Annotated in this window: 10 protein-coding genes; 7 read left to right on the top strand and 3 right to left on the bottom strand. The window is 70.5% G+C overall.

What is annotated here, in order from left to right:
- The 3 genes from D7Y21_RS07315 to D7Y21_RS07305 all read left to right on the top strand — a co-directional run.
- Positions 1-329: helix-turn-helix domain-containing protein (locus D7Y21_RS07315; RefSeq protein ID WP_147469206.1), on the top strand; the 329-nt coding region annotated here is incomplete at its 5' end.
- Positions 330-362: 33 nt separating this feature from the next.
- On the top strand, positions 363-728 hold the full coding sequence (locus tag D7Y21_RS07310; RefSeq protein WP_120568370.1) for a VOC family protein: 366 nt from the start codon (positions 363-365) through the stop codon (positions 726-728).
- A gap of 181 nt (positions 729-909) precedes the next feature.
- Positions 910-2487, top strand: coding sequence for a response regulator (locus D7Y21_RS07305; protein WP_121712136.1), 1578 nt, complete (start codon positions 910-912; stop codon positions 2485-2487).
- A 4-nt stretch (positions 2488-2491) separates the two neighbouring features.
- On the opposite strand, the gene D7Y21_RS07300 is transcribed toward D7Y21_RS07305, so the two are convergent.
- Positions 2492-3670, bottom strand: coding sequence for an acyltransferase (locus D7Y21_RS07300; RefSeq protein ID WP_121712128.1), 1179 nt, complete (start codon positions 3668-3670; stop codon positions 2492-2494).
- A gap of 1197 nt (positions 3671-4867) precedes the next feature.
- Here D7Y21_RS07300 and D7Y21_RS07295 point away from each other — a divergent pair.
- Entirely contained in the window at positions 4868-6205 is a 1338-nt protein-coding gene (locus D7Y21_RS07295) for a FadR/GntR family transcriptional regulator (RefSeq protein WP_199735376.1), read from the top strand.
- Here D7Y21_RS07295 and D7Y21_RS07290 read toward each other — a convergent pair.
- Entirely contained in the window at positions 6114-6644 is a 531-nt protein-coding gene (locus D7Y21_RS07290; protein ID WP_147443050.1) for a hypothetical protein, read from the bottom strand. The genes D7Y21_RS07295 and D7Y21_RS07290 overlap by 92 nt on opposite strands.
- A gap of 108 nt (positions 6645-6752) precedes the next feature.
- Here D7Y21_RS07290 and D7Y21_RS07285 point away from each other — a divergent pair, with 108 nt between their 5' ends.
- The 3 genes from D7Y21_RS07285 (at position 6753) to D7Y21_RS07275 (ending at position 12099) form a co-directional block, all read left to right on the top strand.
- Positions 6753-7679 carry an ABC transporter ATP-binding protein gene (locus tag D7Y21_RS07285; RefSeq protein WP_121712126.1) on the top strand — a complete coding sequence of 309 codons (927 nt, stop codon included), beginning with the start codon at positions 6753-6755 and terminating at the stop codon, positions 7677-7679.
- Entirely contained in the window at positions 7676-11257 is a 3582-nt protein-coding gene (locus tag D7Y21_RS07280; protein ID WP_121712124.1) for a M1 family aminopeptidase, read from the top strand. The genes D7Y21_RS07285 and D7Y21_RS07280 overlap by 4 nt, the downstream gene beginning before the upstream one ends.
- A 176-nt stretch (positions 11258-11433) precedes the next feature.
- Positions 11434-12099 carry a DUF3575 domain-containing protein gene (locus tag D7Y21_RS07275; RefSeq protein WP_120560780.1) on the top strand — a complete coding sequence of 222 codons (666 nt, stop codon included), beginning with the start codon at positions 11434-11436 and terminating at the stop codon, positions 12097-12099.
- A 2-nt stretch (positions 12100-12101) separates the two neighbouring features.
- On the opposite strand, the gene D7Y21_RS07270 is transcribed toward D7Y21_RS07275, so the two are convergent.
- Positions 12102-13589: a DUF4397 domain-containing protein gene (locus D7Y21_RS07270; protein ID WP_158627247.1), complete on the bottom strand. Its 1488-nt coding sequence runs from the start codon at positions 13587-13589 to the stop codon at positions 12102-12104.
- Positions 13590-13740: the final 151 nt, after the last annotated feature.

The raw sequence follows: 13740 nt of genomic DNA, 5'->3' as shown, positions 1-13740 counted from the left end.
CAGTGGACCTCATCCTGGGAGCAAAGGGGCAGGTGCCGGTGCGTTCGCTGGAGGGGGTGATGGGGGTGGGGGCGCGGCAGGTGGAGCGGCGTTTCCATGCGGCGGTGGGGCTGTCGCCGAAGGTGTTGTGCCGCATCGCGAGGATGCAGCACGCGGTGGAGCTGTCGCGGGAGCTGGAGGGCGCGGAGTGGGCGCTGGCGGCGGGGTACTACGACCAGGCGCACCAGGTGCGGGAATTCCGGGCGCTGACGGGGCTGACGCCGGGGGCGTACGTGCGCGAGCAGGCGGAGGTCGGATTCGTCCAATCGCCGGAGGCGGCGGGTGCCTAAGGTGGGGGTGTTCCCACTTCGAGGAGGCACACCATGTCCACCGCACCGCAGCAGGCCGAGCAGCACCACCGCATCGACTACATCGAGCTTCCCGCGAAGGACATCGCGGAGGCGAAGCGCTTCTACGGCGCCGTGTTCGGCTGGAGGTTCGAGGACTACGGCCCGGACTACACGAGCTTCATGGACGGGCGGCTGAACGGAGGCTTCGACAAGGAGCGGGAGGCGTCGAAGGGCGGCGCGTTGTTGGTGCTGTATTCGAAGGACCTGGACGCGACGCTGGCGAAGGTGCGCGAGGCCGGAGGGCGCATCGTGAAGGACACGTTCTCCTTCCCCGGCGGCAAGCGCTTCCACTTCACCGACCCCGCGGGCAATGAGCTGGCGGTGTGGACGGAGCCTTGAGGCGCTGAAGCGACGGCAGGGCGGGAGTGCCGTGGTTCACGCGCGCTGTCGCGGTCCCAACACTCCCGGTCCTCCCGTGACGCGTGGTGCGCGAATGGGCGGAACGCGGCGTGATGCCGGATCGCTTGTGCTCCTGGCGCGCGGTAGAAGTCGGGCCGGCTCCTCCCTGGGAATGTCGCCCGTGCTCGCTACCGCCAACGCCACCGTCCTCCACGTCAACGACACGCCCGCGAGCCTCTATCTGGGGACCTTCTCGCTGCGCCAGGCGGGCTACCACATGCTGGAGGCGGTCACCGGGGGGGAAGCACTGAGGGTCGCCTTCGATTCGCGCCCCGACGTCATCGTGCTCGACGTGAAGCTTCCGGACATGAGCGGCTACGACGTGTGCCGGCTCCTGAAGGAGGACCCTCGCACCCGCGAGATCTCCATCATCCACACCTCCGCCACCTTCATCACCGCGGAGAAGAAGGTCGTGGGCCTGCGCGCCGGCGCGGACGTCTACCTCACCCAGCCGTTCGACCCCGAAGAGCTCATCGCCACCGTCAACAGCGTCCTGCGCCTGCGGCGCGTGGAGCGCGAGGCCCTGGCGAACGCCGCCCGCCTGGAGGAGGCCGACCGCAAGAAGGACGAATTCCTCGCCATGCTCGCCCACGAGCTGCGCAACCCGCTGGCCGCCATCTCCGTCGCGGTGCAGATGCTCGGACAGAAGGACTCGAACGGCCTGTCCGAAGCCGACGCGCGCCGCCGCGACATCATCGAGCGGCAGGTGAGCCACCTGCGCCACCTGGTGGACGACCTGCTCGACGTCAGCCGCATCACGCGCGGCAAGTACGCCCTGCGCCGCGGCCGGCTGGACCTCAACACCGTGTTGCAGCACTCGCTCGCCGCCGCGCGGCCCGTGATGGAGGAGCGCGGGCTCATCCTGCGAGAAGCCTTCCCCACCGGGCCCTGCTGGGTGGACGGCGACCGGACGCGCCTGGAGCAGGTCTTCACCAACCTGCTCGACAACGCCGCCAAGTACTCACCCGAGGGCGGCATCGTCACCGTGGGCGCCCACATGGCCGGGGACTCCCGCGTGCGCGTCTCCGTGCAGGACACCGGCATCGGCCTGCGGCCGGAGGACCAGGAGCACATCTTCGAGCTCTTCGCGCAGCTGGACGCGGGCCTCGCGCGGAGCCGGGGCGGACTGGGCATTGGCTTGACGCTGGTGCGCCACCTCGTGACCGAACACGGTGGCCGGGTGGAGGTCTTCAGCGAGGGGCCGGGCCAGGGCAGCACCTTCACCATCACGCTGCCGCTGCTCATGGACGGCGCGAGGCCCGAGGCCACCGTGGAGCGTATCGAGTCCCGCCGGGGCGAGTGGCGCATCCTGCTGGTCGACGACAACCCCGACGCGCGCGAGGGCCTGCGCGAGATGCTCCAGCTGTGGGGCCACACCGTCGCGGTCGCCTCGGACGGCCCGGAGGCGCTCTCCATGGCGACCCCTGGCACCTACGACGTCATCATCCTGGACATCGGCCTGCCGGGTCTGGACGGCTATCAGGTGGCGCAAGAGCTGCGCGGGCGCGTGGCGTCGGACGCGCACCTCATCGCGCTCACGGGTTATGGGACGCCGGAGGACCGGGCCCGCAGCGAGGAGGCGGGCTTCGACCTGCACCTGGTCAAGCCCGTGGAGTTGGTGGAGATCGGCCGGGTGCTCGCGCAGCTGGGGCCCGTGAAGCGCGGCACGCGCCGCCGGTCCCAGGCGAAGAGCGCGTAGGCCTTCACGCCCGGGGCTGGAGGCCCGTCGCGGGTTGCTCCATGCCTCGCCGCGTCCACCGGTCGCGGATCCATGCCCGGGCGGGCTTCTCCACGCGCGCATGCGTGAGCACGCTCAATCCCACCGAGCCCACGACGAACGCCACCACCGCCCAGGCGGACGTGGGCGGCTCACCCAGCCGCTTGAGCACGGACTTCCAGGCGAACAGCACCGGCATGTGCAGGAGGAAGAGCGCATAGCTCGCCTCACCCAGCAGGCGCAGCGGCCGTGAAGCCAGCACCCGCGCCATGGCTCCCTGGCTCCACGACATCAGGATGATCAGCGCCGCGAACACCGGCGCCAGCAGCCCGTTGTGCAGCAGTGGGAAGGGCAGCGCGGTGCTCCCCGCGAGCGCCGCGATGACTCCCCCGCACACCACCGCCAGCGCCACCGGACGCGAGCGCTGCGCCGCTCCGGACCGCAGCAGGAAGAAGCGCGCCGCGAGGATGCCCAGGATGAACTCCGGCAGCCGCGCCAACGGATTGAAGCGCAGCGCCAACATCCACGGGCCGGAGTGGTACGCGGACGCCGTGCCTCCGGTGTGGTCCGGATCCGCCGCCATGTAGAGCGCCGGGAACACCAGTGCGGCGCCGTACGCCACCACCGCGCCCACCGCGAGCGCCTTCGGCCCCAGCAGGCCCAGCCTGCCGGCCAGGAAGGGGAAGGCGGCGTAGAAGAACGCCTCCACCGCCAGCGACCAGCCCGAGCCGTTCCACGCCATCGCGGTCCACGGCGTCCAGCTCTGGAGCAGCAGCGGCGTGACCACCAGCGCCTCCGCGTGCTGCAGCCCCCTCGAGGGGTCCACCGCCCACGTGTCGCGCAGCCCCTTGAGGTACGAGGGCGCGTCGAGCGCCAGGCCCAACACATAGACAGGATAGATGCGCGCGAAGCGGGCCACCCAGAACGCCTTGCGCGCCTCGTACGTGTCCGGCGGCCGCTCCAGGTAGTTGTAGCCAAGGATGAAGCCCGACAGGACGAAGAAGAAGCCGATGCTCACGTACCCACTGCCGAGCAGCCCATGCAGCCCCGGCGGCGCCTCCGTGCCGGTGAAGACCAGGTGATACACGTGGTAGGCGACGACGTGCGCGGTCGCGAGGAACCGCAGCCCGGTGAGTGCATGCAGTTGCTGCAGGGAAGAAACCATGAGGGCCGCGAGTCTCGCAGCCCCGAGCGCGCTCCTCAATCGGGCCCGGGGCCATGGACCTGCCCGGTGGCTGCGGAGACTCGCGGCGCGAGTCAGGTCACCAGAAGTGTTTCAACCCCACCCACGGCCGGAAGTCCTTCGAGAGGACGCGCACCGTACGAGCTCCGCGATGGACCGCGGCGGCAGGCTTTGAGCAGCCGAAACGCGGGGCCACCGGGCAGGGCCGCCCGCCGGGCGCGCGGCTCAGAAACCTGTCCGACAGTCGGACAAGTTCGAGCCACACGAAGCCGAGGCCGCGCGCCCGGTGGAGCTCAGCCTCAGCCCGCGACGTCATGCGTGCGCGGGCGAAGAAGGCGGTGCCCCGGACAGGGCCTCCCCGCCGGGAACGCATGCTCAAAACCTGTCCGACAGTCGGACAAGTTCGAGCCACATGAAGCCGAGCTTGCTTCCTGGCGGAGTTCGCGGTGGGGCGAGAGTCGCGGGCGCGCGGACGACAAGTTGGGGCCACGGAGTGGGCCCCTGCCGAGCACGCAGCCCAGAAACCTGTCCGACAGTCGGACAAGTTCGAGCCACATGAAGCCGGGCTTGCGCCCCCGTCGGAGTTCCGCGGTGGGTCGAGACGTCGTGCATACGCGGACGGCAGGGGGGATCCACGAAGAGGGCCGGGAATGCATTCTCAAAACCCGTCCGACAGTCAGCCAAGTTCGAGCCACATGAAGCCGGGCTTGCGCCCCTGTCGGAGTTCCGCGGTGGGGCGTGACGTCGTGCATGCGCGGACGGCAAGGTGGATCCACGAAGAGGCCCCCTGTCGGGCGCGCAGCCCAGAAACCTGTCCGACAGTCGGACAAGTTCGAGCCACATGAGGCCGGGCTTGCGTCCCTGGCGGAGTTCGCTGTCGGCCGCGGCGTTGTGCGTGCGCGGACGGTAGGGCGGTCCACTGGCGGAGGCCCCCTCCGGGCGCACAGGCCAGAAACCTGTCCGACAGTCGGACAGGTTTTCGCCGCATGGGGCCCGCGAACTTGTCCGACAGTCGGACAGGTTTTCGCCGCATGGGGCCCGCGAACTTGTCCGACAGTCGGACAGGTTTTTCGCCGACCGGGCCCGGAGGGCGTCCTCCTGGCTGGCAATGAGAATGAGGGGGGCCGCACGTCCATGTCAGACCCCTGTGGTTGGATGGCGATGCTGGGACGAGGAGGGATGGGGATGGGACGGGGAGGACTCGTGGCCTATGTGGAGGCGCAAATCGAGCGCGATATCGCGCTGGGGCGGCTGCACCCGAGCGGGCAGTTTGGTTCGGAAGCGAAGCTGGCGCGTCGCTATGAGGTATGCCGGGGCACCATCCGTGAGGCGCTGCGACGGCTGGCGGCGAGGGGCCTGGTGGTGCAGCGCTCCGGACGCAAGACGCGCGCGGTGGCGCTGGATGAGTCGCTGACGCTGGAGAACCTGGGCCTGGCGCTGCATGACGCGAGCAACCCGGATGCCCGGTGGCTCTTGGAGGGCTACTTCAGCCTCAAGCGGCAGGTGCTGGTGGAGCTTCTGGCCGATTGCTGCGCGAGGGCCTCGGACCTCGACCTGGACCGACTGGGGAGCACGTGCTTCCAGTTGCAGGACGCGGCGCGCTGGGAGTCAGGTGCAACCTGCGCCCAGGTGGAATTCGAGTTGCTACGGCAGGCAGCGCGGGTGGCGGCGCGTCCCGGGCACGTGCTCCTCGTTCAGTCCCTGCAGCGGGCATTCCTGGGAGGCGCAGCCCAGTTGCTGCCGCTCATGGGCGGAGAGGCGCTGCGCGCATGGGCCGTTCGCGTGACAGCGATTCTGCACGAGCGCGACGTGCAGGCACTTCAGCACGAGCTGCCGGCACTGCTGAAGGCTCGCGATGAGCTCGTGCTGAATGCTTTCGCTCCCGTCCCCACGAAGCCTGTGTCTCCAGAGGCCCCATGCTCCCAGGAGGACCTTCTCCGCGCCTCTATGTCAGCCACCGCGCGGGACGGTGCGCCGGAGGCACGGCCTTGCGCCCAGGAGTGCCGTCTCGGCGAGTCCACGCAAGTCATCGGGCAGGAGGAGGCGCTGGAGGCACAGCCCTTGGGCGAGGGACGCGACCTCGACGGCGTCGCGTCAGCCGCTGGGGACCTCCAAGTGCTTGGGATTGCTCCCTGCTTCCCTGAGGAGGCCCCTCCCGTGGAGCCCGACATCGGGACGAACTTGCCGGGAGTGGCCTTGGGCGACCTGCCCGACTGTCGGACAAGTTGGGACGCTTCGCCTCCGGATGGCGGCCTTCAATCCGAACCATCACCCACTCGCGCCCATGGACAAACAGGTGTGGCGGAGCTTGAGGAGGGGGGCGGGATTCACGGCCGCCTGAGACGGTGGGTGGCTCGTCTCTGGCGGTCCATTGCGCATTCCCTGGGACAGCCCGCCTCGGGTTCCCTCGCTCCAGGCGACCTGCTCAGAGCAGTTCAATGCCGGGGGAAACCGACGAGCCTTTCACCGTCGCTTCGTCCGGACGCAGCTTCGCGCGCACGCGCGGGTCCAGCTTGAGGATGACCGCCTCCACCGCCTGCGCCTGGGTGTAGTCGTTGGCCGGCGTGAGCAGGAAGAGGCCGACGGCCGCATCGCCCCCCGCCGCCAGCGCCACCTTCCTCACGTGCGCGATGAGGTCCTGCTTGGAGTCCACCCGCCCCCGGCTGAAGGCCAGCTTGCCCAGCAACTGGTGCGAATACCCGTCCTTCACCTGGAGCATGTGGGAGGTCATCTCGATGCCCTCCGGCAACGTCTCCTGCAGGAAGATGACCGACGCCGCGTCCTTCACCGCCGCCGCCTGGGCCAGCACCTCGCGGTCGCGCTCGGGCAGGTACTCGCCGTAGCCCCGGTACTCGTTCTGCTCCAGGGCCTTGCCGTGAAGATAGGTTGGACCCGAGCAGCCCAGGATGGCGAAGGCGCCCACCACGAGGGAAAAGCAGACAGGTCGAAGGTTCATGCCCTGGCTGTCTAGCACACCGCGCGAGGGCATTCGTGGACGCGCGGTACGCCCTTTCGTGCTCGAAGCTGGAAATGGAGCCCCGGGCTTCGGCGTAGAACGGGCCACATGCTCAGCCTGCGCAACCTGGTGAAAGTGTATCCGGGCCCGGTGACGGCCCTTCGTGGCGTGGACCTGGACGTCCCCAAGGGGATGTTCGGGCTGCTCGGGCCCAACGGCGCGGGCAAGTCCACGCTGATGAAAATCCTCTCTGGCCTGCTGGAGCCGACCTCCGGCGAGGTGACGCTCGACGGCCTGGACCTCGTGCGCCACCCGGAGGCGCTGCGCCCGCACCTGGGCTACCTGCCGCAGGAGTTCGGTTTCTACCCGTACCTCTCCGGGCAGGACATGCTGTGCTACCTGCTGGAGCTCAAGGGCGTCACCGCGCCGCAAGGGCTGAAGGCCCTGTGCGCCCAGCTGCTGGAGCGCGTGAACCTCACGTTCGCGGCGAAGCGCAAGGTGAAGGAGTACTCCGGCGGCATGCGGCAGCGGCTGGGCATCGCGCAGGCCCTGGCCGGCGACCCGAAGCTCCTCATCGTGGATGAACCCACCGCGGGCCTGGACCCCGAGGAGCGCCAGCGCTTCTACCGGCTGCTCGCGGAGGTGGCCCACGAGCGCACGGTGCTCCTGTCCACGCACATCGTGGAGGACGTGGCCATGCTCTGTCCTCGCTTCGCCGTCATCCGCCACGGCCGCGTGATGGCCATCACCAGCCCCACCGAGGCGAAGGCCGCCCTCCAAGACACCCTCTTCGAGGGCACCGTCCCCCCGGCCGACATGGCCGCCTTCCAGCAGGCCCACCGCGTCACCCAGGCCGTGCTCTTCGAGGGCAAGAACCGCGTGCGCATCCACGCCACCCCGGGCACGCCCGTGCCCCCCGGCTTCGAGCGCACGCCGCCCACGCTGGAGGACGCCTACCTCCTCCTGATGAAGGACGCGCCCGAGCCCAAGGCCCCGGCGCCGGTGTCCGCATCCGCCCCGGCGGTGGGCGCGTGAACGCGGCCCGGCTCTGGCGCGTGGCGCGCACCGAGTGGCGGCACCAGACACGGCGCCCCTTGTTCTGGGTGCTGCTCGTGCTGCTGGTGTTGCTGGTGTGGGGCGTGTCCTCCGGCAACGTCACCATCGCCGCGGGCAGCACGGAGGTGGGCGGCAAGAAGGCGTGGATCACCAGCGCCTTCGCCGTCGCGCAGACGGTGCTGCTGCTCTCCTTCTTGCTGTTCACCTTCTTCGTGTCCGTGGGCGCGGGCATGTCCGTCATCTCCGACGACGAGGCCCGCGTGCAGTCGCTGTTGCACACCACGCCGCTGACGCCCTCGGAGTACGTGTGGGGCAAGTTCGCGGGCGTGCTGGGCGCGTACGTGCTGGCGCTCGGGTGGATGATGGGGCTGCTCGTCTTCTTCCACCACGTCGTGCCGGCGGGCGCGGACGCGGAGTTCCGCGGGCCCTTCGCGTTCGGGAACTACGTGGGCGGCGCGGTGTGGTTCGGCCTGCCGCTCATCGTCTTCATGGCGGGCGCGGCCTTCGCCACGGGCGAGCGCACGCGCCGCGCGGTGCCGGTGTACTTCCTGCCGGTGGGGCTGTTCTTCCTCAGCGCGTTCTTCCTCTGGGATTGGTCCCCCGGCTGGCTGGACCCGCGCGTGAACCGGTTCCTGATGGCGCTGGATCCCGGTGGCTTCCGGTGGCTCACGGAGACGTGGATCAAGGTGGACCGGGGCGTGGACTTCTACAACACGCAGCCCGTGGGGCTGGACGCCCTCTTTGTCACCAGCCGCTTCGTGCTCATGGCCCTGGGCCTGGGCGCGGTGGCCTGGAGCGAACGCCACTTCCGCCGTGCGCTCCGGGGCGAGGTGCGCACGAAGACCCCTCGCAAGGGTGTGGTCATCGACGCGCCGCCCACGCAGGTGGCGCTGTCGCACGCGGAGGCACCGCTGTCCGCGCTGCGCATGGTTGTCCGTCCGCCGGGCTTCTGGACGGGGCTGTGGACGGTGACGCGCGCGGAGGGGCGGGGCCTGTTGTCTCAGCCGGGGCTCTACCTGTTCCTGCCGCTCCTGATGTTGCACGTGGTGTCGCAGGGCGCCACGGCGATAGGTCCCTTCGACACGAGCCTGCTGCTGGTGCCCGGCCGCTTCGCGGTGCGCACGATGGGGCAGGCGTCGGTGCTCGTGTGTCTGTTGTTGATGTTCTACGTGGTGGAGTCGCTGGAGCGTGAGCAGGCCTCCGGCTTCGCGCCCATCCACGACGCGACCCCGGTGCGCACGCTGTCGGTGCTGCTGGGCAAGGCGCTGGCGAACAGCCTCGTCGCGGTGGCGCTGCTCGCGGCCATGTCGCTCGCGGGCACGCTGGTGCAGGTGTCGCAGGGCAAGGTGCCGCTGTCGCTGACGCCGTACGTGCTCGTGTGGGGGCTGTTGCTGTTCCCCACCTTCCTCCTGTGGACGGGCTTCATCCTGGCCGCGCGCGCGGTGACGGGAGGCCGCTTCGGCACCTACGCGCTGGCCCTGTCCGCGCTGGGCCTCACCGGCTACCTCGCCGTGCGCGGCGACCTCACCTGGGTGACGAACTGGCCGTTGTGGGACGCAGTGCGGTGGACCGACCTGGGCGCCTTCCAGGTGGATCGCGCCGCGCTGGTGCTCAACCGCGTGGCAGCGCTGGGCGCGGCCGTCTTCTTCACCGCGCTGGCGGTGCTCCTGGACGGCCGCCGCGTCCGCGACTCGGTGACGACGCTGGAGGGATTGAAGCCTTCGGGCCTCGCGCGCGGGCTGTGGCGGCTGGCGCCGTACCTGGCGGTGCCGGTGGTGGCGCTGGTGTGGCTGGGCATCCTCGTGGGGCAGGGCCACCAGGGCGCGGCGGCGAAGAAGCGCGCGAAGGAGTACTGGCAGAAGAACCTGGCGACGTGGAAGGACGCGCCGCAGCCCATGCTGGCGGACGTGGACCTGGACGTGGACCTGGAGCCGGAGTCGAGCGCCTTCCGCATGAAGGGCACGTACACGCTGCTGAACCGGCACACCGTGGCGCTGCCTCGCTTCGCCTTGAGCGGCGGCGATGGCTGGACGGACGTGCGCTGGACGCTGGACGGCCAGGACGTGACGCCGGAGGACCGCGCCGGGCTGTATGTCTTCACGCCGTCCCCGCCGCTGCCGCCCGGAGCGAAGGTGACAGTGGGCTTCCAGTATGCGGGCCACGTGCCGGATGGCGTGTCCCGCGAGGGCGGCGCGTTCAGGGAGTTCATCCTCCCGTCCGGCGTGGTGCTCACCAGCGAGACGCCCACGTTCGCGCCGGTGGTGGGCTACGAGGAGGAGCGCGGCATCGACCCGAAGGAGAACCGCTACGAGCCGCGCGTGTACGCGGACGACTTCTACGAAGGGCCCACGGAGGCCGCCTGGGGCAGCAACATGCCGTTCCCCTTCCGGATCCGCGTGAGCGGCCCGGAGGCCTACACGCTCAACTCCGTGGGCGTGCGCGAAAGCGACACGGTGAAGGACGGCCGGCGCACCACCGTGTGGCGGAGCGACCACCCGGTGAGCTTCTTCAACGTCATCGCGGGGAGGTGGACCCGCGTGGACGGCGCGGGCTCGGTGGTGTTCCACGCCCCCGCGCACGGCTACAACGTGCCGGAGATGATGCGGGGGCTGGAGGCCGCGCGCCGGTACTACTCGGAGTGGTTCCACCCGTTCCCATGGGCGGAGCTGAAGCTGTCCGAGTTCGCCGGCCTGGACAACTACGCGCAGGGCTTCCCCACGAACATCACGTTCTCGGAGTCCATCGGGTTCCTCACGCGGACGACGCCGGAGTCGAACGCGGTGCTGCTCGTCACCGCGCACGAGGCCGCGCATCAGTGGTGGGGCGACCTGCTCATCCCCGGCAAGGGGCCCGGCGGCAACGTGCTGTCAGAGGGCATGTCGCACTACTCATCGCTGAAGCTCATCGAGCAGCTCGACGGGCAGGAGGCGCGCCGGCAGACCGCGAAGCGCATGGAGGAGCGCTACGGCAAGGACCGGCGCGTGGACGCGGAGCAGCCGCTGGTGAAGCTGGACGGCTCGCGCGACGGCGACACGGTGGTCCTCTATGAGAAGGGCGGCTGGACGTTCTGGATGCTGGAGGACCTGATGGGCCGCGACGCGATGCGCGCGGGGCTCCAGGTCTTCCTGAAGCAATACATGAACAACGCCGACCATCCGGTGCTGCAGGACTTCATCGCGGTGATGCGCCCGTTCGCGCCGTCTCCCGAAGCGTTCGACAGGTTCACCCGGCAGGCCTTCTTCGAGGTCGTGGTGCCCGAGTACCGCGTCAGCGACGCGCGCGTGACGAAGTCCGGCGGCCAGTGGGTGACCACGGCGACGGTGACGAACGTGGGCGCGGGCCGCATGCCAGTGGAGGTGACGGTGACGAAGGCCGGGGAGTCCAACACGCCCCTGGGTGCCGCGGGGGCCGTGACGCGCGTGGAGCCCGGCGCGGGCGAGGCGGTGCAGGTGACGCTGCGCTCGGAGTTCGAACCGGAGCGGCTGCTCGTGGATCCGGACGTGCGCGTGCTCCAACTGCGCCGTGAGCAGGCCCAGGCGAAGCTCACGCCTCCGTGACGCGATGACATGACACGGTGACACGCGTGTCTCCGCGCAGCGGGGACACGTTGTCACGATGTCAGACGTCACCGTCGTGCCGCTCCCTCTGCGAGCAGGGTGGCACATCGATTGCGATGGGCGTCCCCCAGCATGGCGGACCTTGGGGGTCCGGCTTCATGACGGGGGTTCATCACATGGTCTCGACGCAGTGGAAGCTGGGTGTGTCGCTGATGTTCGTGTCGGCGGTGGCGTTCGCGGAGCAGGGCGTCACCACGGGGTCGTTCCCGGTGGAGCGGCGCAACGTGGTGACGGTGTCCGTTCCCATCCAGAATCAAATCTCCGAGGTGTCGCTCGAAGGGGAGCGCGTGATGGGGGAGCGCTTCTCCGTGGGGCTGGGCGTGTTCGCGTCCTTCTCCCAGCAGCGGTCGCGGTTCGAGGAGCTCCAGCCCTACGGGTTGGAAGGCTTCGACCAGAAGTACCACCAGTTCGGCCTGGCGCCATCGGTGCGCTTCTACCTGACGGGACAGGCGCCCCAGGGGCTGTGGCTGTCACCGCGCCTGGAGGTGGGCTTGGGGCTCATCTCCGGCTCGACCGTGAGGCTTCCCGAGGATGCGGGGCCATACGACAACAACCGTACGGACTTCTGGACCGTGGGGGGAGCGGCGGTCGTGGGATACAGCGTGGTTCTGGAGCCCGGCTTCACGGTGCAGGGCGGCGTGGGGCTGGGGGCCCGCCGCGAAGCGCGCTCCTATGTCTCCGTGCGCCCGACCGAGCAGGGGGGAGTGGTCGAGGTGCCGGTCCACCAGAATACGTGGAACCTCACCCAGCGCATCGTGCTCAACGTGGGCTGGGCCTTCTGACGTCAGGGCCCATGCGCCCGCGTGCTCACGGTCCACGGCGTGCGGGAGGTGTCCACCCACAATAGCTGGAGGTCCCAGCTGCCGGGCGCGGCGCCGGGCGTGTCGGTGGCGACGGCGAAGACGCGCGTGTCCGGCTGGGGCGTCACGGAGAAGCTCGTGCGCGGCGCGCGGTTGGCGTCGTTGGACGGCACCACGCCCAGCGTGACGGTGCCACCGGAGGGCAGCGGCAGGCCGTCCTGCGCGGTGGCGGAGGCGAAGGGCACATCGAGGAAGGGCGCGTCCGGCAGCACGCGGCGCTCCGAGCCCAGCGGGCCGACGTCCACGGCGGGCGTGTCCGCGGCCGCGTGCACCCAGCGCAGGCGCAGGTTGGACGGGTCGCTCGCGAAGCGGTCCGTGAGGGGCAGCAGCGTGAAGGGAGACGCGGCCGGCCGGGGCGGCACGAGATAGCCCGCGGCGACCATCAGGTAGCGCTCGCCCGGGACGAGCGTGGGCGTCGTCGCCGTCACCACCGGCGCGCTCGTGGGACGCTCCGTCCCGGACGCGGCGGCGAAGAAGTCCAGCGTGTACGCGCCTGGAGGCACCTGGAGCGGCGAGGACAGCGCGCCGTACGCGAGGCCCCCGGTCAGCTCGTTGTCCCTGTCGAAGAGGTCCAGCGCGGGCGCGTCCGGCGACGCGTGCAGCACGTACACCGTGGGGTTCTGCCGGAGGATGGCCAGCGTGCCGTCCCGGCCCGCGGTGAGCAGCGAGAAGCCGTCACCCGCGCGCGCGGGGGCGGACATGAGACCGGTGGCGACGATGAGCGTGTCGGTGCCGGAGCCGGGCGCGGGCACGGTGAAGGACGTCAGGGCCTGGCCACCCGTGCGGAGGCCCACCTGGAACGCGGCACCAGAGGGAAGCACCAGCGCCGCTTCTCCAGAGTCCTTGAAGCGCGCGAGCGCCCCCACCTCCACCGAGCCGTCATTGCCCAGGTCCACGTCCACCGTCGGCGCGTCCGTGCCGGCGTTGACGATGCGCACGCGCGTCTGGCCGCCGTCGGCGGGCACGGTGTTGTCACGCAGGAGCATCGTGCGCATCGCCGCGCCGGAGTCCGAGGCGCCGAAGGCCCCCGCGGCCACCACCGTCCAGCGCGTCCCGGCCTCCATGCCCACCGGCTGGGACACGACAGGCGTGGAGCTCGCCGCCGAACCCGTGGGCCGCAGCTCCACGGTGGCGGCGCCCGCGTCGCGCGTGAGGTAGGGCGTGGTGGCGCCATAGGCCACGGCCCGGGCCACGGGCGTGGGGTCACCGGCGAGGTAGATGTCCATCGCGGGAGCGCCCGGCGCGGCCTGCACGATGCGCAGCTGCGCCTGGGTGGGCGGGACGAGCACCGGCCCGTCCTGGGTGGGCGGCGCGTCGGAGTCCTCCGCCGAGCCGCCGCCGCACGCGGGCGCGAACACCCCCAGCGACGTGAGCGCGACGACGAGCAGTGTCTTCCCCCGCATCCAGGCCATGTCGAAGTCCCCCTCCTCGGCGGGCCGCGGACGCGGCTCGGCACCGATGTCGACAGGGGTAAGGGTGGGCATCACCCCCACGCGGGCGAACCCCCACGCAAGGGCCACTGTCCGCCCGCGACGTTGTGCACCGGCGCACGTCGCAAGTCCC

Origin of the sequence: Corallococcus sp. AB045 (genome assembly GCF_003668895.1) — a bacterium.
Classification (GTDB): Bacteria; Myxococcota; Myxococcia; order Myxococcales; family Myxococcaceae; genus Corallococcus; species Corallococcus coralloides.
This window is presented reverse-complemented; position numbering and strand designations above follow the sequence as displayed.